Source organism: Simplicispira suum, assembly GCF_003008595.1.
GTDB classification, from domain to species: Bacteria; Pseudomonadota; Gammaproteobacteria; order Burkholderiales; family Burkholderiaceae_C; genus Simplicispira; species Simplicispira suum.
In genome coordinates this window covers 17,911-34,562 of the sequence record NZ_CP027670.1, presented here as the reverse complement: position 1 = coordinate 34,562, position 16,652 = coordinate 17,911, and the positions used below count along the sequence as shown (strand labels likewise).

Below are 16,652 nucleotides of genomic sequence, written 5' to 3'. Positions count from 1 at the left end.
TGTAGGAAGAATGCCTACTGCAGTTTGCTCCAATCCGGTTTACTTGCCTCGACCAATGCCTTCCAGTCGTCTGGCGGATTTCCGCGCCCGAGCATTTTCTCGAATACAGCATAAGGGTCCGACTTGCTGCCCGAAGATCGCAGGGTCTGCTCGTCGTTGACCCACGCGTACACGATGACCTTTGCCTTCGAGTCGTACCGGAAGAACAGCCGGTAGCGTCTCCCGAGCTTGGCCCGTCGCCAGTGACGATAGGCCGGACCCATGGTGTTGCCCTGACGGTATTCGTCCCGCGCCGGATCGCTTGGCACCACGTCCTGCATCAACTGGACCAAGGCCCGGAAGAACTTGACGTTGGCGTTGGAGCCGACCCCTTGCGGGTCATTCTCTTGTACGCGCAGCACAGCCGCCCGTAGCTTCATCATCTGCCCGATCAGGTTGTCGTGGAACAGCAGTGTCCAGCCATGCTGTTGCATCAGATGTCCACGTCTTCATCGAAATCGCCGCCCAGCTCCACCTTGTGGCCTGCGTGCTCCAGCATCGTGCGAGCCAGGTCCTCGGGCAGACCACGAACATTCTGGCCTGCCTCAATATCGCGCGCCAGCAGAGCCAGGAATGCGGCAATGGCCGGGTCTTCGTGCTCGGCATCGGCACGGGTCACGACGACTTCCCCGCCGCGAAGCTCGAACACGAGCTTGCTGCCGGTGTCGGCCCCAAGCGCCTGGCGGATGGATTTGGGCAGCGTGATCTGCCCCTTGGATGTTAGCGTGGCAACTTCGTGAATGGCAGGCATGGTGGCTCTCCTGATCGCAACCCCCGTAGGGTAAGGAAATATCCTTACTTTGTCAATATGCCGCGGTTTATGCGCTCCGGGGAGTCGGCGTCGGTGCATCGTCCTGCGGCGATGCCTTGGGAGCCTGTGGTCACTGAGTTCAGAATTTTTTCATCGCGTCTCGCTGAGTTCTGAATTGCCCTGTTCCGTTCGCAGGCCGCGCCCGAAGGTCGCTCCGAGACATTCGGTCGAAAAACGACGATTTAGATTCAAAATCTTGCGTTCATGATTATATAAGTTATCATGACTCAAAGATCATAAAATTCTTGAAATAGGGCACCCTGCGCCCTCAGGAGCAACGAAATGAAGCCCTGCTCACCAGCAGCCCACATTGGCCGCGCTGTGGCTGGCGACGACTCACCGTCGAACAGCGGGCCAACCGCGCGCAGCAGCCAAGGCGGACGCGAAGGCGGCCGGGGCCCCGTGCGCTACGACGCGGCTGCGATCGCCAAGGAGCTTGAAGTCACCGCCTCGGGCAAGAGGCACTTCGGCAATGCCTTGCGGGTGGCCAAGGACATGGCCGAGGTGGACAGTGAAGAACGAGCCCTACTCGACCGCTGGGCCACTGCGCGCCAGAGTGCCGCGGATAACGATGCTCTGCGGGAGTTGGCCAGGAAACTCAGGGCGCTGGAGTGACAGCGGCAACGCAAGTTTTGCGCTCCAGTCATTTCGCCGTGCGAGTGGACGGCGGCTCAATCAGCAAACCAGGGCGGCATTGGCCGCAGCTACAGAAACCAGGGACGAGGAGAGAAAATGGATAGCAACAAGGGGTTCTAAGCCGGAACCGCCGAAAATTCCGTCAGCCGATCAACGTGGCTTGTCCCGCGCCCGGTCGATGGGGTAGACCCAACAGTCGTGTCACTAGCCGCCATTTCGATCACGGCAATGCCAGCCGGACGTCACGTCCAGATTGTTCCGGTCTGGATGAGGCCGACTGACGTCTCGGATGACGGGTGGCATACAACTGCTGTGAGTCCTGCAGGGGGGCAGCTGCCTGACCGGACGGCGAGCATCAGCCCATCTCATGTATTAGTCATGTCAGCTTTGACACTGCGCACGCGACGGCACCCGACCCGTTGCAGACCCCCAGACATATGGAAAGCTGACGCTCAACGTGGAGTTAGCCGGCGCGGCGCGGCTTCATCGCGCAGCGTCCGTGTTGATGGATGGGTTAGAACTCTCTGGGGCACACATTTGAGAAAGACTATTTTTCAGCCAACGCAAAACCCGCGTTGCCAGATGCAACCACTGAGACAAATACAAACGGCACTGGACTAGTATTTAGAGCGCCATGCACTTGGCCAGGTTTTGCTATGGCAATATCTCCAGCCTTTAGATGAGCGACTTTGCCGCCTCCTTGGTAATACTCAGCCTCTCCAGAGATAACCGTCCAAGTATCTTGGCCGTCCGGGTGAACATGAGCGGTTATTTCTTGCCCAGGATGGGCATGCCAAACAACAACTGCTGAGTCCTTGGTTTCCAGAACCACTGAACGAATTGGTTCGCCGTCAGACGGACGAATATATTCTGTTACCGAAAATATTCTTGATTCCATTTCCATATCCACTCCAAAAATCAATTTGGCTTGAGAAGTTATTACAGAACAACTGTATCCGAGAGTTCTACGTTGCCGATAACCGGCCCGAAACGGCGGCGCAACGCGCCGCTGTTGGGGGTCCGTGTTCATCGGCGGGTTAGACCTGTGCTTGCGTAAGACGAATATCGACTTCTCGGTCGACGTATTTCCATTCCTCTGACGCACGCAGTTCGGAAAGCAGCCTGTTGAACTCAACCTCATGAATTGGCGCGTATTCGAACCAATTCAGAAAATCGAACGGTTCATTCTCTGAGAGGTCGCGGCAGTGGTGGAGCTTGCGCGCTACTGCAGGCAAATACTGAAGCCCGATTTGGACGTGCTTCGACTGTTCGAAAACGCTCCGGCGTTCGTCTTGCGTGAGCTCCCACCAAGCTGCGTTCTTCCGGATCGGTATTAGCGCACCGCACGTTGCTTCTGGGCGCGCCAGACCTTGCTGCTTCGCTACAATTTCATTCTTCTCTGCGCGCATGACATATCGTTCATTGCTGGTTATTCCACGAAGTATCCAGGGTGCATTGGTTTCAGACTGCAACTCTGAAGCGGATACGACGTTGAGCCTTTTGGCTTCAGGCAGGGGCTCGCCAACTCTCGTTTCGGCCCTGACAATCCGCCAAGGGCCAATGTCTGCGCCGACGAAAGCAAATAATCGTGTATCCATTTCAATCTTTCATGTGTGAATGTTTTAACTCTTGCAGCTTCGAAGAACCTATCTGCCGATCCCGTGCTTGTGCATCATCGCCTCCGCGCAACTGCGACGACCGCCCGCAGCAATCACATTGAACTTTCGAATCGAAACTGCTGAAGCGAACCTACGCGGACGTACGGCCGCAGTCTGTGCGCTGCCGGACGGAGCGCTGCCAATTTGCGCCTACTGGCAGGCTGTGAGTGCGCGGATGGGCCAGCGACCTCCCTTCATAGAGGGAGCGAAGCAGGTCAGAGACACTATTGAACGTCCGCTACCGGGAAGATGCTTGACCGTCCGCAACTGGCCGCCTGCCGCCGACCGCGGTCTGGCTCGAAAGCAGTCTGTCAACGCGCCGTTTCATTGTTGCCATGATCATATCTTAATCGCGCACAGGCGGCCACAGGCGGGCAGTATGAACCAGCGTCAGTATCCACACCGTTTCGCCGTCGATCTGATACACCAGGCGATAGCTTTCGTGCGGGATCAACTCGCGGGTCCCGGGAATCTTTCCCGGCTTGCCCAGCATGGGGTGCTGGATCAAGCGGGCGGCCGCGTCGCTGAAAATCTCATCCATCCGGGCCGCCGCGCGCGGATTGTCGGCTGCGATGTAGTCCCACACATCGGCACGGTCTTGCTGCGCTTCGGGCGTCCAAACAACCCTCACGCCTGGCTCGCCACACTGGCACGCCGTGCGGCGAATTCGGCCTCAACTTCATCGTTCGACCGCCCCAATCCAGCGCGCATCGAAGCCCGGCCGGCTTCGACCTTGCGGCGCAGGAACTCGTCGTACTCGCGCGACTCGCGCTGGCGCTGAACGAACTCGCGCATCAGCTCGCGCAGCACTTGCGACGCCGGGCGATGGGCCGCCTCGGCTTCGGCCATAAACTCGGCGCGCAACTCAGGCTCCAGCTTCATCGTGAAAACGGCTTGTTTTGACATGATCGGGGCCTCCTGCCACTTGATACTAACAAAGTATATACGCCGTCATTACTAAGCGCTATTCACAGAACGCTGCAAGGCGGGCGTGCGCTAGGCCAAGGCCTGTCGGAAAACATTTGTTTTTCGACAGGCCTTCAACGGTCCTCTGCTGTCATTTTCAGAAGACGACTGCACCAGTTGATTGGGCGTAATGGCTGTTGTGCAGCCAGCTCCTGACAGTTCAATATCAGAAGTGATCTGCACCAATCTCGACTATGCTCAATACTCGTGTGCACCAAAGCGAGGTGAGCATGGCGACGGAGGCTCTGTTGCAAAGATTGGCGGCAGTCAGAGGTAGGCTGTCGCTCTGCGCCGATCAGGCGGCTGCTGCGAAATGGTGGTTGAGCATGCCCATGGCCTCCGTCAGCGCCGAGGGCCCAATGCCAAAAGCTCTCTCCACAAGGCGCACCTCGCCCCTGATGCCGGGCTGCAGGCACCAGGGGCGAGCCTGTCCTTTGCGCAGGGCTCGCATGACTTCGAATCCCTTGATCGTGGCATAGGCCGTGGGGATCGATTTGAAACCGCGCACCGGCTTGATCAGTATCTTGAGCTTTCCGTGATCGGCCTCGATCACGTTATTGAGATACTTCACCTGCCGGTGGGCCGTCTCCCGGTCCAGCTTTCCTTCGCGCTTCAATTCGGTGATCGCTGCACCATAGCTCGGCGCTTTGTCGGTATTGAGCGTGGCAGGCTTTTCCCAGTGCTTCAGGCCTCGCAGGGCCTTGCCCAGGAACCGCTTCGCTGCCTTGGCGCTGCGGGTCGGCGACAGGTAGAAATCGATCGTGTCGCCCCGCTTGTCGACTGCCCGGTACAGGTAGGTCCACTTGCCCCGCACCTTGACGTAGGTTTCATCCAGGCGCCAGCTCGGATCAAAGCCACGCCGCCAGAACCAGCGCAGCCGCTTCTCCATCTCCGGGGCGTAGCACTGGACCCAGCGATAGATCGTCGTATGGTCGACCGAAATGCCGCGTTCCGCCAGCATTTCCTCAAGGTCGCGATAGCTGATCGGATAGCGACAATACCAGCGCACCGCCCACAGGATCACATCACCCTGGAAATGGCGCCACTTGAAATCCGTCATCGTTCCGTCCGTCCAATCTCCGCCAAGCATGCTCAAGCTTCACGATTTTTGCAACAGAGCCCACACGAGTATTGAGCATAGTCGAGATTGGTGCAGATCACTTCTGATATTGAACTGTCAGGAGCTGGCTGCACAACAGCCATTACGCCCAATCAACTGGTGCAGTCGTCTTCTGAAAATGACATTTGGTATCTCTCATAAACGGATGTTTTTGAGAGAACTATCTTCGGCCTTCACACGCACGAAAGGCGGCGAAGCTCCGCCGTTAATCCGTCCGCCGGAGATCTCGCCCAGGCAGGCTGAAGGCCGAGCAAGCCTGACAGGCCCGAAAAGCCCGGCACGGGCGTCGGCGGCGATGACGGCGGCGGCATTATCCAGGGTTGATGATGGAAGTGGAGGATATCGACAACCTCTCGCGCAACCAAGACATCGCGGTCGGACTGCAAGTGATCTTGAAGCCACGGGCCCGTCCCACCCCGACATGGACCTCGATGCCCGAACGGACGTTAGATTTCGAGTTCTAGGCGTTCTGCGATGAAGGTTGGATCCCAGCCGGGATTGAAAGTGTCGACGTGGGTGAATCCGAGCCGCTCGTATAGGCCACGCAGGTTCGGGTGGCAGTCGAGCCGCAGCTTGGCGCACCCCTGCGTTCGCGCGGCATGGCGGCAAGCCTCGATCAGCGCGGAGCTGACACCCCGGCCCGCATGTGTCCGTCGCACCGCGAGCTTGTGCAGATATGCGGCCTCCCCCTTGAGGGCGTCGGGCCAGAACTCGGGATCCTCGGCCGACAAGGTGCAACAGCCGACGATGCCGTCGCTGCAACTCGCGACTAGGAGCTCGGATCTCAGGACGAAGGTCTCCGCGAATGTCCGGTCGATCCGCGCGACGTCCCAGGCGGGCGTTCCCTTGGCGGACATCCACGCCGCAGCGTCGTGCATCAGCCGCACAACCTCGTCGATATCACCCGAGCAGGCGACCCGAACGTTCGGAGGCTCCTCGCTGTCCATTCGCTCCCCTGGCGCGGTATGAACCGCCGCCTCATAGTGCAGTTTGATCCTGACGAGCCCAGCATGTCTGCGCCCACCTTCGCGGAACCTGACCAGGGTCCGCTAGCGGGCGGCCGGAAGGTGAATGCTAGGCATGATCTAACCCTCGGTCTCTGGCGTCGCGACTGCGAAATTTCGCGAGGGTTTCCGAGAAGGTGATTGCGCTTCGCAGATCTCCAGGCGCGTGGGTGCGGACGTAGTCAGCGCCATTGCCGATCGCGTGAAGTTCCGCCGCAAGGCTCGCTGGACCCAGATCCTTTACAGGAAGGCCAACGGTGGCGCCCAAGAAGGATTTCCGCGACACCGAGACCAATAGCGGAAGCCCCAACGCCGACTTCAGCTTTTGAAGGTTCGACAGCACGTGCAGCGATGTTTCCGGTGCGGGGCTCAAGAAAAATCCCATCCCCGGATCGAGGATGAGCCGGTCGGCAGCGACCCCGCTCCGTCGCAAGGCGGAAACCCGCGCCTCGAAGAACCGCACAATCTCGTCGAGCGCGTCTTCGGGTCGAAGGTGACCGGTGCGGGTGGCGATGCCATCCCGCTGCGCTGAGTGCATAACCACCAGCCTGCAGTCCGCCTCAGCAATATCGGGATAGAGCGCAGGGTCAGGAAATCCTTGGATATCGTTCAGGTAGCCCACGCCGCGCTTGAGCGCATAGCGCTGGGTTTCCGGTTGGAAGCTGTCGATTGAAACACGGTGCATCTGATCGGACAGGGCGTCTAAGAGCGGCGCAATACGTCTGATCTCATCGGCCGGCGATACAGGCCTCGCGTCCGGATGGCTGGCGGCCGGTCCGACATCCACGACGTCTGATCCGACTCGCAGCATTTCGATCGCCGCGGTGACAGCGCCGGCGGGGTCTAGCCGCCGGCTCTCATCGAAGAAGGAGTCCTCGGTGAGATTCAGAATGCCGAACACCGTCACCATGGCGTCGGCCTCCGCAGCGACTTCCACGATGGGGATCGGGCGAGCAAAAAGGCAGCAATTATGAGCCCCATACCTACAAAGCCCCACGCATCAAGCTTTTGCCCATGAAGCAACCAGGCAATGGCTGTAATTATGACGACGCCGAGTCCCGACCAGACTGCATAAGCAACACCGACAGGGATGGATTTCAGAACCAGAGAAAGAAAATAAAATGCGATGCCATAACCGATTATGACAACGGCGGAAGGGGCAAGCTTAGTAAAGCCCTCGCTAGATTTTAATGCGGATGTTGCGATTACTTCGCCAACTATTGCGATAACAAGAAAAAGCCAGCCTTTCATGATATATCTCCCAATTTGTGTAGGGCTTATTATGCACGCTTAAAAATAATAAAAGCAGACTTGACCTGATAGTTTGGCTGTGAGCAATTATGTGCTTAGTGCATCTAACGCCGGAGTTAAGCCGCCGCGCGTAGCGCGGTCGGCTTGAACGAATTGTTAGACATCATTTACCAACTGACTTGATGATCTCGCCTTTCACAAAGCGAATAAATTCTTCCAAGTGATCTGCGCGTGAGGCCAAGTGATCTTCTTTTTGTCCCAGATAAGCTTGCTTAGCTTCAAGTAAGACGGGCTGATACTGGGCAGGTAGGCGTTTTATTGCCCAGTCGGCAGCGACATCCTTCGGCGCGATTTTGCCGGTTATTGCGCTGTACCAAATGCGGGACAACGTAAGCACTACATTTCGCTCATCGCCGGCCCAGTCGGGCTGCGAGTTCCATAGCTTCAAGGTTTCCCTCAGCGCCTCGAATAGATCCTGTTCAGGAACCGGGTCAAAGAATTCCTCCGCTGCCGGACCTACCAAGGCAACGCTATGTTCTCTTGCTTTTGTAAGCAGGATAGCTAGATCAATGTCGATCATGGCTGGCTCGAAGATACCCGCAAGAATGTCATTGCGCTGCCATTCTCCAAATTGCAGCTCGCGCTTAGCCGGATAACGCCACGGGATGATGTCGTCATGCACGACAAGGGTGACTTCTATAGCGCGGAGCGTCTCGCTCTCGCCAGGGAAAGCCGAAGCCTCCATAAGGTCATTGAGCAATGCTCGCCGCGTCGTTTCATCAAGCTTTACGGCCACAGTAACCAACAAATCAATATCGCTGTATGGCTTCAGGCCGCCATCCACTGCGGAGCCGTACAAATGCACGGCCAGCAACGTTGATTCCAGATGGCGCTCAATGACGCTTAGCACCTCTGATAGTTGGTTCGAAATTTCGATGGTCACCGCTACCCTCATGATGTCTAACGCCTGAGCTCAGCCGACCGAAACCGCGTAGCGGTTTTGGGTCGGCTGCAGCGATTTGTTGGGCGATAGCTTGCCACATTCTCTCAACGATTGGGATTTGACGTACTTTCCGCACTTTGTAGCGCGACCACATCATGCTCCCCCTGGCCGCGAGAGCCCTCCGCTCGGGAAACACAAGACAGACCGAGCACGACTGTTGCAAGGGTCAAACAGTACACGACAACCGGCCAAGCCGTGTTGCGCGGCAACAGCGAAATGATCAACGTTCCGATGCTTCCTAGCAGTACACCGCCCAAGCAGAAGTAGACTGCCGTGACCGTTCCAGCAACATGGTCGAATCCTCGAAGAGCGCCATTGGGCGCCACAGATACCGCTGTGGCGACACCAATACCCACTAGCCACATTGGAGAAATAAAGCCTAACACGGACTGCGAAGCCCATATTTCGGTGATGGCAAGCAATACTGCTCCAGCTATCAGGCATCCCATTCCCATTCGCAAGACGCTTGGGCTGCCCCACTTGGGTATTACACGCCCCATAAAACGAGCTGTAAACACCATGGCAATTGCCACTGTGGCGAACAGCAGGCTGAAGCCAAGCTGAGACACACCTTGCCTGCCCATCATTAGTCCGGGCGCAATGGAGAAAAAGACGAAGAAGCTACCCATTCCAGCGGCGTAACACAACGTGTACAACCAGAAGTTCAGGCACTTAACGGGGAGTAGCAGCTGCGACCATTGCAAGCCCGCAACTCGTTGCACCCGGGTTTCAGGCCAGAATCGCCACGCTGCTGCAGATGCAGCGATCATGCCCAAACCTAGAAACGCAAAGATAGCCCGCCACCCAAGCCACATGTCGACGAGCGCTCCGAGCAATGGGCCTACCGCCGGGACCATGGCCAGCATGGATCCGAGTATGCCGTAAATGACATTACTTTCCTCGCGACCTGCGTAAATGTCACGTACTGTTGCAAACGTGGAAACAAGGCACGCCGAGGCACCACAAGCCTGAAGAATCCGAAGCCCCAGAAAGACTTCAGCCGATGACGTAAGAGCGAGGCCCATTGACGCCACAACGTAGGCGAGGCCACCTCCCAGTAGAACGGGGCGGCGCCCCAGTCGGTCCGATAGCGGTCCAAACAAGAGCTGACCGGCACCAATCATGACCAAGTACGTTGTCAGCGTAAGCTGAATTGTGCTCGCTGTCGTACCAAGCGCGTTTGGCATAAACGGCACTGCCGGCAAGTACATGTCCATGCCGAGTGATGCCAATAAATCGAACGGTGATAACAACAACACCGTGGCGGCAAGGGAGTACCGCCAACTAAAATTTTTTGAGCGCACGAAACCATCTCCTTGAACAAAGGATTTGGCGGCGCTCCCGTAGAGCAAAAGGATTCTTGAGAACGCCGCAACAACCGAAAAATGAAGGTTGCTGCGGCTTACTTGTCTGCGTTCTTGGAAATGCTCATCTGCCGACTATCTCATGATTGAATTTGAATCGTAACAACTTTCAAGCAACTCTGCGAGGAGCCTTATTGTGCGCCCAACTTTGTTTTAGGGCGACTGCCCTGCTGCGTAACATCGTTGCTGCTCCATAACATCAAACATCGACCCACGGCGTAACGCGCTTGCTGCTTGGATGCCCGAGGCATAGACTGTACAAAAAAACAGTCATAACAAGCCATGAAAACCGCCACTGCGCCGTTACCACCGCTGCGTTCGGTCAAGGTTCTGGACCAGTTGCGTGAGCGCATACGCTACTTGCATTACAGTTTACGAACCGAACAGGCTTATGTCCACTGGGTTCGTGCCTTCATCCGTTTCCACGGTGTGCGTCACCCGGCAACCTTGGGCAGCAGCGAAGTCGAGGCATTTCTGTCCTGGCTGGCGAACGAGCGCAAGGTTTCGGTCTCCACGCATCGTCAGGCATTGGCGGCCTTGCTGTTCTTCTACGGCAAGGTGCTGTGCACGGATCTGCCCTGGCTTCAGGAGATCGGAAGACCTCGGCCGTCGCGGCGCTTGCCGGTGGTGCTGACCCCGGATGAAGTGGTTCGCATCCTCGGTTTTCTGGAAGGCGAGCATCGTTTGTTCGCCCAGCTTCTGTATGGAACGGGCATGCGGATCAGTGAGGGTTTGCAACTGCGGGTCAAGGATCTGGATTTCGATCACGGCACGATCATCGTGCGGGAGGGCAAGGGCTCCAAGGATCGGGCCTTGATGTTACCCGAGAGCTTGGCACCCAGCCTGCGCGAGCAGCTGTCGCGTGCACGGGCATGGTGGCTGAAGGACCAGGCCGAGGGCCGCAGCGGCGTTGCGCTTCCCGACGCCCTTGAGCGGAAGTATCCGCGCGCCGGGCATTCCTGGCCGTGGTTCTGGGTTTTTGCGCAGCACACGCATTCGACCGATCCACGGAGCGGTGTCGTGCGTCGCCATCACATGTATGACCAGACCTTTCAGCGCGCCTTCAAACGTGCCGTAGAAGGCACTGTTGCAAAGTTAGCGATGAGGCAGCCTTTTGTCTTATTCAAAGGCCTTACATTTCAAAAACTCTGCTTACCAGGCGCATTTCGCCCAGGGGATCACCATAATAAAATGCTGAGGCCTGGCCTTTGCGTAGTGCACGCATCACCTCAATACCTTTGATGGTGGCGTAAGCCGTCTTCATGGATTTAAATCCCAGCGTGGCGCCGATTATCCGTTTCAGTTTGCCATGATCGCATTCAATCACGTTGTTCCGGTACTTAATCTGTCGGTGTTCAACGTCAGACGGGCACCGGCCTTCGCGTTTGAGCAGAGCAAGCGCGCGACCATAGGCGGGCGCTTTATCCGTGTTGATGAATCGCGGGATCTGCCACTTCTTCACGTTGTTGAGGATTTTACCCAGAAACCGGTATGCAGCTTTGCTGTTACGACGGGAGGAGAGATAAAAATCGACAGTGCGGCCCCGGCTGTCGACGGCCCGGTACAGATACGCCCAGCGGCCATTGACCTTCACGTAGGTTTCATCCATGTGCCACGGGCAAAGATCGGAAGGGTTACGCCAGTACCAGCGCAGCCGTTTTTCCATTTCAGGCGCATAACGCTGAACCCAGCGGTAAATCGTGGAGTGATCGACATTCACTCCGCGTTCAGCCAGCATCTCCTGCAGCTCACGGTAACTGATGCCGTATTTGCAGTACCAGCGTACGGCCCACAGAATGATGTCACGCTGAAAATGCCGGCCTTTGAATGGGTTCATGTGCAGCTCCATCAGCAAAAGGGGATGATAAGTTTATCACCACCGACTATTTGCAACAGTGCCCCGTAGAACAAGCAGGCATCACGAAGCCCGCCACACCGCACACCCTCCGCCACTCGTTCGCGACGGCCTTGCTCCGCAGCGGTTACGACATTCGAACCGTGCAGGATCTGCTCGGCCATTCCGACGTCTCTACGACGATGATTTACACGCATGTGCTGAAAGTTGGCGGTGCCGGAGTGCGCTCACCGCTTGATGCGCTGCCGCCCCTCACTAGTGAGAGGTAGGGCAGCGCAAGTCAATCCTGGCGGATTCACTACCCCTGCGCGAAGGCCATCGGTGCCGCATCGAACGGCCGGTTGCGGAAAGTCCTCCCTGCGTCCGCTGATGGCCGGCAGCAGCCCGTCGTTGCCTGATGGATCCAACCCCTCCGCTGCTATAGTGCAGTCGGCTTCTGACGTTCAGTGCAGCCGTCTTCTGAAAACGACAAGTCCCCTGCACGATGCTGTCTTGCGCCGTCACTTTACTAACCATAAACACCCTTTGTATGCCTTAGACAGAATTACGGGTTAAGTGACAATTTTTGACGACCGGCACGTTCTGGCTCACACTGTCACATAATCGAACGTATATGTGACAGGTACGACATGCTGATAGGCTACATGCGGGTATCGAAGGCGGACGGCTCCCAGGCTACCGATTTGCAGCGCGACGCGCTGATTGCCGCCGGGGTCGATCCAGTACATCTTTACGAGGACCAGGCATCCGGCATGCGCGAGGATCGGCCCGGCTTGACGAGCTGCCTGAAGGCGTTGCGAACTGGCGACACACTGGTCGTGTGGAAACTGGATCGGCTCGGACGCGACCTGCGACATCTCATCAACACCGTGCACGACCTGACTGGGCGCGGCATCGGCTTGAAGGTATTAACCGGGCACGGCGCGGCCATCGACACCACGACCGCCGCCGGCAAGCTGGTCTTTGGCATCTTCGCCGCCCTGGCCGAGTTCGAGCGCGAGTTGATCGCGGAGCGCACGATTGCCGGCCTAGCCTCGGCCCGCGCGCGCGGGCGGAAAGGCGGCCGGCCGTTCAAGATGACCGCCGCCAAGCTGCGGCTGGCGATGGCGGCAATGGGTCAGCCAGAGACCAAGGTCGGCGACCTGTGCCAGGAACTTGGCGTCACGCGGCAGACCCTGTATCGGCATGTTTCACCCAAGGGTGAGCTACGTCCAGATGGCGAGAAGCTACTCAGCCGAATTTGATGCCGGCATGAGGCAACGTAGCGACAGCGTGGTTTGTCTCAATGGGAAGCGCTCATGATCGATCTTTGAAGGCCCGCAGCAGTCGTGTCACAGACAGGACGAACAAGCCGGTCAGCGTGAGGGCTGCAATACCCCAGTTCTCCCCGATGAACGCGCCAGCCGTCGTGCCGGCCAGCACAATGGCGAGAATCGGCAAATGGCAGGGACAGGTGAGCACGGCCAGCGCGCCCCACACGTAGCCGGTGAACGGCTTGTGCGTCTCGGCCGGCAAGCGCTCGGGGTTGTTCATGGCAGACTCTCCGCGTGCTGTGCCGCCTTGGTCGGCATGGCGGCCAACTGCACTTCCAGATCGGCCAACGCTTCGCGCCGACGCTCGACGAACTGGCGCAGAACGGCAAGCTGCGCGGCTGTTTCATCGCGGTCCGCCGCATCCAGCGCCCGATACAGCCGCGCCAGTGCGTCCAGGCCGATGCCCGCCTCGAAGGCCGCCCGCACGAAGCACAGCCGTTGCAAGGCGGCATCATCGAACAGGCCATAGCCGCCCGGGGTGCACGCCACCGGACGCAGCAATCCGCGCAGCAGGTAGTCGCGCACGATATGCACGCTCACCCCGGCATCAAGGGCCAGCCGGGACACGGTGTAGGCGCTCATTGAAAACCTCCTTTTTTTATCCAGCGCAGCAGGAAAGCTGCTTCACGTCCTTGTTGAAGGTCTGCGCCGCAAGCTTCAACCCCTCGACCATTGTCAGGTAGGGGAACAACTGGTCGGCCAGTTCCTGCACCGTCATGCGGTTGCGGATGGCGAGCACCGCCGTCTGGATCAGTTCGCCCGCTTCCGGGGCCACCGCCTGCACGCCGATGAGCCGTCCGCTACCTTCCTCGATGACCAGCTTGATGAAGCCGCGTGTGTCGAAGTTGGCAAGCGCTCGCGGAACGTTGTCGAGTGTCAGCGTGCGACTGTCGGTCTCGATGCCATCGTGGTGCGCTTCCGCCTCGCTGTAGCCCACGGTGGCGACTTGCGGGTCGGTGAACACCACTGCCGGCATCGCGGTCAGATTGAGGGCTGCGTCGCCGCCGGTCATGTTGATCGCGGCACGGGTGCCGGCGGCCGCTGCCACGTAGACGAACTGCGGCTGGTCGGTGCAGTCGCCGGCCGCGTAGATGTTCGGGCTACTGGTGCGCATGCCCTTGTCGATGACGATGGCCCCCTGCGCATTGACGGCTACCCCCGCCGCTTCCAATGCCAGGCTGCGCGTGTTCGGTGTCCGGCCGGTGGCGACCAGCAGCTTGTCGGCGCGCACTTCGCCCTGTCCAGTGGTCAGCACGAATTCGCCGTCCACATGGGCGACTTGGCTGGCTTGCGTATGTTCCAGTACCTTGATTCCTTCGGCACGGAAGGCGGCTGTGACGGCCTCGCCGATGGCAGGGTCTTCGCGGAAGAACAGCGTGCTGCGCGCAAGGATCGTGACCTGGCTACCCAGCCGGGCGAAGGCTTGCGCCAGTTCCAGCGCCACCACCGACGAGCCGATGACGGCCAGGCGTTCGGGAATGGTGTCGCTGACCAAGGCCTCGGTCGAAGTCCAGTAGGGTGACTCTTTCAGGCCCGGAATCGGCGGCATGGCCGGACTGGCACCCGTGGCGACCAGGCAGCGGTCGAACATCACGACGCGCTCACCACCCTCGTTCAAACTAACGATAAGGCTCTGGTCGTCCTTGAAACGCGCTTCACCGTGCAGAACGGTGATGGCTGAATTGCCGTCCAGGATGCCTTCGTACTTGGCATGACGGAGTTCTTCGACACGGGCCTGCTGCTGGGCCAGCAGCCGCTCGCGCAAGATCGTCGGCGGTGTGGGTGGCATGCCGCCGTCGAATGGGCTTTCCCGGCGCAGATGGGCGATGTGGGCGGCGCGGATCATGATCTTGGACGGCACACAACCGACGTTGACGCAGGTGCCGCCGATGGTGCCGCGCTCAATCAGCGTGACCTGCGCGCCTTGCTCGACGGCCTTCAGTGCTGCCGCCATCGCGGCTCCACCGCTGCCGATCACGGCGACTTGCAACGGGCGCTCGCCGCCGCTGCCCTTGTCGGCGGCACCCATCCAGCCGCGCACCTTGTCGAACAGCCCAGTGCGGTTGTCGGTCGGCGGGGCATCGGCGAGCATCGCTTTGTAGCCCAGGCCAGCCACGGCGGCGGTCAGTGCGTCCGGCGCTGTGCCTGGATCAAGGGCGAGCTGGGCCGCGCCCTTGGCATAGGACACTATGGCAGATTGGACGCCGGGTACTTTTTCCAGCGCTTCCTTGACGTGCGCCGCGCACGAGTCGCAGGTCATGCCGGTGATTTTTAGATGGGTCATGCGACAGATCCTTTTTCGTTTGTGGTAGCAGACAAGGGCGTCAGATGTGCTGCGCTGCCGTTTTCAGTGCCTCACTTCTTGACGCTGGACGGATAGCCTGCGTCTTCGGTGGCCTTGGTCAGCTTCTGCACGCTGGTCTTGGCATCATCGAAGGTGACAACCGCTTCGCGTGTCTCGAAGGTCACGTTAACTTTGCTGACGCCTTCGACCTTGGAAATCGCCTTCTTGACGGTGATCGGACAAGCGGAGCAGGTCATGCCCGGTACGGACAGCGTGACGGTCTGGGTGGCGGCCCACACGGGGGCAACAACGGCAGCGATGGCGAGAGAGGCAAACAGTTTTTTCATGATGAACTCCTGTGATTAATAGAAAAATGGCATGACGTAGGGAAATCCGAGCGCGACCAGAACCAGCGCGGCCACGACCCAGAAAATGAGCTTGTAAGTAGCGCGCACTTGGGGAATCGCACACACATCCCCTGGTTTGCAGGCTTGCGCCGGTCGGTAGATGCGCCGCCAGGCGAAAAACAGCGCCACCAACGCCGCGCCGATGAAGATCGGGCGATAAGGTTCCAACACCGTCAAGTTGCCGATCCAAGCGCCGCTGAACCCCAGGGCGATCAGAACCAGCGGCCCCAGGCAGCAAGCCGAGGCGAGGATGGCGGCTAGCCCGCCAGTGAAGAGCGCCCCGCGCCCGTTTTGAGGTTCAGACATACGCTTGTCCTTTCAAATCTGGATTGGATAGCTTAAGCTTACTTCCGTACCAATGTACGGAGTCAAGCGATATGGAAAAAAATTTGGAGAATCTGACTATTGGCGTTTTCGCCAAGGCGGCCGGGGTCAACGTGGAAACAATCCGGTTCTATCAGCGCAAGGGCTTGTTGCCGGAGCCGGACAAGCCCTATGGCAGCATCCGCCGCTATGGCGAGGCGGATGTGACGCGGGTGCGCTTCGTGAAATCAGCCCAGCGGTTGGGCTTCAGCCTGGATGAGATCGCCGAGCTGCTGCGGCTGGAGGATGGCACCCATTGCGAGGAAGCCAGCAGCCTGGCCGAGCACAAGCTCAAGGACGTGCGCGAGAGGATGGCTGACCTGGCGCGCATGGAGGCCGTGCTGTCTGATTTGGTGTGCGCCTGCCATGCGCGGAAGGGGAACGTTTCCTGCCCGCTGATTGCGTCACTGCAAGGGAAGAAAGAACCGCGCAGTGCGGACGCGGTGTAGCCCGAGGGAACTACGCCTTAGCGTGCTTTATTTTCCGTTTTCTGAGGCGACTCCAACGTCAGAAAAGACCGTGCGGTCGACTTTTGATATTTCGTGCTGTCGCCTTCTGAAAGTGACATCTGCACCAAC

21 protein-coding genes and 4 pseudogenes are annotated in these 16,652 nt (G+C 58.7%); 6 read left to right on the top strand and 19 right to left on the bottom strand.

Features of this window, described 5'->3' with window-relative positions:
• Window positions 1-14 precede the first annotated feature (14 nt).
• Complete coding sequence (locus C6571_RS18400) at window positions 15-473, bottom strand: type II toxin-antitoxin system YhaV family toxin (RefSeq protein ID WP_106448359.1); 459 nt, start codon at window positions 471-473, stop codon at window positions 15-17.
• Window positions 473-790 carry an AbrB/MazE/SpoVT family DNA-binding domain-containing protein gene (locus tag C6571_RS18395; RefSeq protein ID WP_106448358.1) on the bottom strand — a complete coding sequence of 106 codons (318 nt, stop codon included), beginning with the start codon at window positions 788-790 and terminating at the stop codon, window positions 473-475. Before C6571_RS18395 ends, C6571_RS18400 begins: the two co-directional genes overlap by 1 nt.
• Before the next feature lie 342 nt (window positions 791-1,132).
• Between C6571_RS18395 and C6571_RS18390 the strand changes: the two genes are divergently transcribed.
• Window positions 1,133-1,465 carry a hypothetical protein gene (locus C6571_RS18390; protein WP_013516307.1) on the top strand — a complete coding sequence of 111 codons (333 nt, stop codon included), beginning with the start codon at window positions 1,133-1,135 and terminating at the stop codon, window positions 1,463-1,465.
• 568 nt (window positions 1,466-2,033) lie between these two features.
• On the opposite strand, the gene C6571_RS18385 is transcribed toward C6571_RS18390, so the two are convergent.
• From C6571_RS18385 to C6571_RS18370, 4 genes are all read right to left on the bottom strand, one after another.
• On the bottom strand, window positions 2,034-2,390 hold the full coding sequence (locus C6571_RS18385; protein ID WP_012435589.1) for a cupin domain-containing protein: 357 nt from the start codon (window positions 2,388-2,390) through the stop codon (window positions 2,034-2,036).
• Window positions 2,391-2,523: 133 nt separating this feature from the next.
• A complete protein-coding gene (locus C6571_RS18380; RefSeq protein ID WP_011514928.1) occupies window positions 2,524-3,084 on the bottom strand; it encodes a chlorite dismutase family protein in 561 nt (186 codons plus the stop codon).
• A 406-nt stretch (window positions 3,085-3,490) separates the two neighbouring features.
• Window positions 3,491-3,775, bottom strand: a complete 285-nt coding sequence (locus C6571_RS18375; RefSeq protein WP_011342942.1) for a type II toxin-antitoxin system RelE/ParE family toxin — start codon at window positions 3,773-3,775, stop codon at window positions 3,491-3,493.
• Window positions 3,772-4,050 carry a hypothetical protein gene (locus C6571_RS18370; RefSeq protein ID WP_011342941.1) on the bottom strand — a complete coding sequence of 93 codons (279 nt, stop codon included), beginning with the start codon at window positions 4,048-4,050 and terminating at the stop codon, window positions 3,772-3,774. The genes C6571_RS18375 and C6571_RS18370 overlap by 4 nt, the downstream gene beginning before the upstream one ends.
• 150 nt (window positions 4,051-4,200) lie before the next feature.
• Between C6571_RS18370 and C6571_RS20050 the strand changes: the two are divergent.
• A pseudogene (locus tag C6571_RS20050) lies at window positions 4,201-4,266 on the top strand (hypothetical protein); the annotation flags it as partial.
• Between the two features lie 139 nt (window positions 4,267-4,405).
• Here C6571_RS20050 and C6571_RS18355 read toward each other — a convergent pair.
• The 7 genes and pseudogenes from C6571_RS18355 to C6571_RS18320 all read right to left on the bottom strand — a co-directional run bounded on the left by C6571_RS18355 (window position 4,406) and on the right by C6571_RS18320 (window position 9,792).
• On the bottom strand, window positions 4,406-5,170 hold the full coding sequence (locus C6571_RS18355; RefSeq protein WP_001389365.1) for an IS6-like element IS6100 family transposase: 765 nt from the start codon (window positions 5,168-5,170) through the stop codon (window positions 4,406-4,408).
• Between the two features lie 117 nt (window positions 5,171-5,287).
• Window positions 5,288-5,356: pseudogene (locus tag C6571_RS20045) on the bottom strand (hypothetical protein); the annotation flags it as partial.
• Between the two features lie 320 nt (window positions 5,357-5,676).
• Window positions 5,677-6,177, bottom strand: a complete 501-nt coding sequence (locus C6571_RS18345; RefSeq protein WP_000376623.1) for a GNAT family N-acetyltransferase — start codon at window positions 6,175-6,177, stop codon at window positions 5,677-5,679.
• A 127-nt stretch (window positions 6,178-6,304) separates the two neighbouring features.
• On the bottom strand, window positions 6,305-7,144 hold the full coding sequence (gene sul1, locus C6571_RS18335) for a sulfonamide-resistant dihydropteroate synthase Sul1 (protein ID WP_000259031.1): 840 nt from the start codon (window positions 7,142-7,144) through the stop codon (window positions 6,305-6,307).
• The gene (locus tag C6571_RS18330; RefSeq protein WP_000679427.1) at window positions 7,138-7,485 is read right to left on the bottom strand and encodes a quaternary ammonium compound efflux SMR transporter QacE delta 1; all 348 of its coding nucleotides are present in this window, start codon (window positions 7,483-7,485) and stop codon (window positions 7,138-7,140) included. Before C6571_RS18330 ends, sul1 begins: the two co-directional genes overlap by 7 nt.
• A gap of 163 nt (window positions 7,486-7,648) precedes the next feature.
• Window positions 7,649-8,440, bottom strand: a complete 792-nt coding sequence (locus C6571_RS18325) for an ANT(3'')-Ia family aminoglycoside nucleotidyltransferase AadA2 (protein WP_001261740.1) — start codon at window positions 8,438-8,440, stop codon at window positions 7,649-7,651.
• Between the two features lie 92 nt (window positions 8,441-8,532).
• The gene (locus C6571_RS18320; RefSeq protein WP_001256776.1) at window positions 8,533-9,792 is read right to left on the bottom strand and encodes a chloramphenicol efflux MFS transporter CmlA1; all 1,260 of its coding nucleotides are present in this window, start codon (window positions 9,790-9,792) and stop codon (window positions 8,533-8,535) included.
• Window positions 9,793-10,134: 342 nt separating this feature from the next.
• Here C6571_RS18320 and intI1 point away from each other — a divergent pair.
• Window positions 10,135-10,932: pseudogene (intI1, locus tag C6571_RS18315) on the top strand (class 1 integron integrase IntI1); the annotation flags it as partial.
• A gap of 52 nt (window positions 10,933-10,984) precedes the next feature.
• Here intI1 and C6571_RS18310 read toward each other — a convergent pair.
• Window positions 10,985-11,689 carry an IS6-like element IS26 family transposase gene (locus tag C6571_RS18310; RefSeq protein ID WP_001067855.1) on the bottom strand — a complete coding sequence of 235 codons (705 nt, stop codon included), beginning with the start codon at window positions 11,687-11,689 and terminating at the stop codon, window positions 10,985-10,987.
• A gap of 65 nt (window positions 11,690-11,754) precedes the next feature.
• Here C6571_RS18310 and C6571_RS18305 point away from each other — a divergent pair.
• Window positions 11,755-11,976, top strand: a pseudogene (locus tag C6571_RS18305) (tyrosine-type recombinase/integrase); the annotation flags it as partial.
• Window positions 11,977-12,336: 360 nt separating this feature from the next.
• A complete protein-coding gene (locus C6571_RS18295; RefSeq protein ID WP_000904941.1) occupies window positions 12,337-12,951 on the top strand; it encodes a recombinase family protein in 615 nt (204 codons plus the stop codon).
• A 52-nt stretch (window positions 12,952-13,003) separates the two neighbouring features.
• Here C6571_RS18295 and merE read toward each other — a convergent pair whose 3' ends face one another.
• The 5 genes from merE to C6571_RS18270 all read right to left on the bottom strand — a co-directional run bounded on the left by merE (window position 13,004) and on the right by C6571_RS18270 (window position 16,017).
• Entirely contained in the window at window positions 13,004-13,240 is a 237-nt protein-coding gene (merE, locus tag C6571_RS18290; protein WP_106448356.1) for a broad-spectrum mercury transporter MerE, read from the bottom strand.
• On the bottom strand, window positions 13,237-13,602 hold the full coding sequence (gene merD / locus C6571_RS18285) for a mercury resistance co-regulator MerD (RefSeq protein ID WP_106448355.1): 366 nt from the start codon (window positions 13,600-13,602) through the stop codon (window positions 13,237-13,239). Before merD ends, merE begins: the two co-directional genes overlap by 4 nt.
• 16 nt (window positions 13,603-13,618) lie before the next feature.
• Window positions 13,619-15,304, bottom strand: a complete 1,686-nt coding sequence (merA, locus tag C6571_RS18280; RefSeq protein ID WP_106448354.1) for a mercury(II) reductase — start codon at window positions 15,302-15,304, stop codon at window positions 13,619-13,621.
• 71 nt (window positions 15,305-15,375) lie between these two features.
• Window positions 15,376-15,651: a mercury resistance system periplasmic binding protein MerP gene (merP, locus tag C6571_RS18275; RefSeq protein WP_000732290.1), complete on the bottom strand. Its 276-nt coding sequence runs from the start codon at window positions 15,649-15,651 to the stop codon at window positions 15,376-15,378.
• 15 nt (window positions 15,652-15,666) lie between these two features.
• Window positions 15,667-16,017 (bottom strand): mercuric transport protein MerT, encoded by a 351-nt coding sequence (locus C6571_RS18270; protein WP_001294666.1) that lies wholly within the window; start codon window positions 16,015-16,017, stop codon window positions 15,667-15,669.
• Between the two features lie 71 nt (window positions 16,018-16,088).
• Here C6571_RS18270 and merR point away from each other — a divergent pair, with 71 nt between their 5' ends.
• Window positions 16,089-16,523, top strand: a complete 435-nt coding sequence (merR, locus tag C6571_RS18265; RefSeq protein WP_106448353.1) for an Hg(II)-responsive transcriptional regulator — start codon at window positions 16,089-16,091, stop codon at window positions 16,521-16,523.
• Window positions 16,524-16,652: the final 129 nt, after the last annotated feature.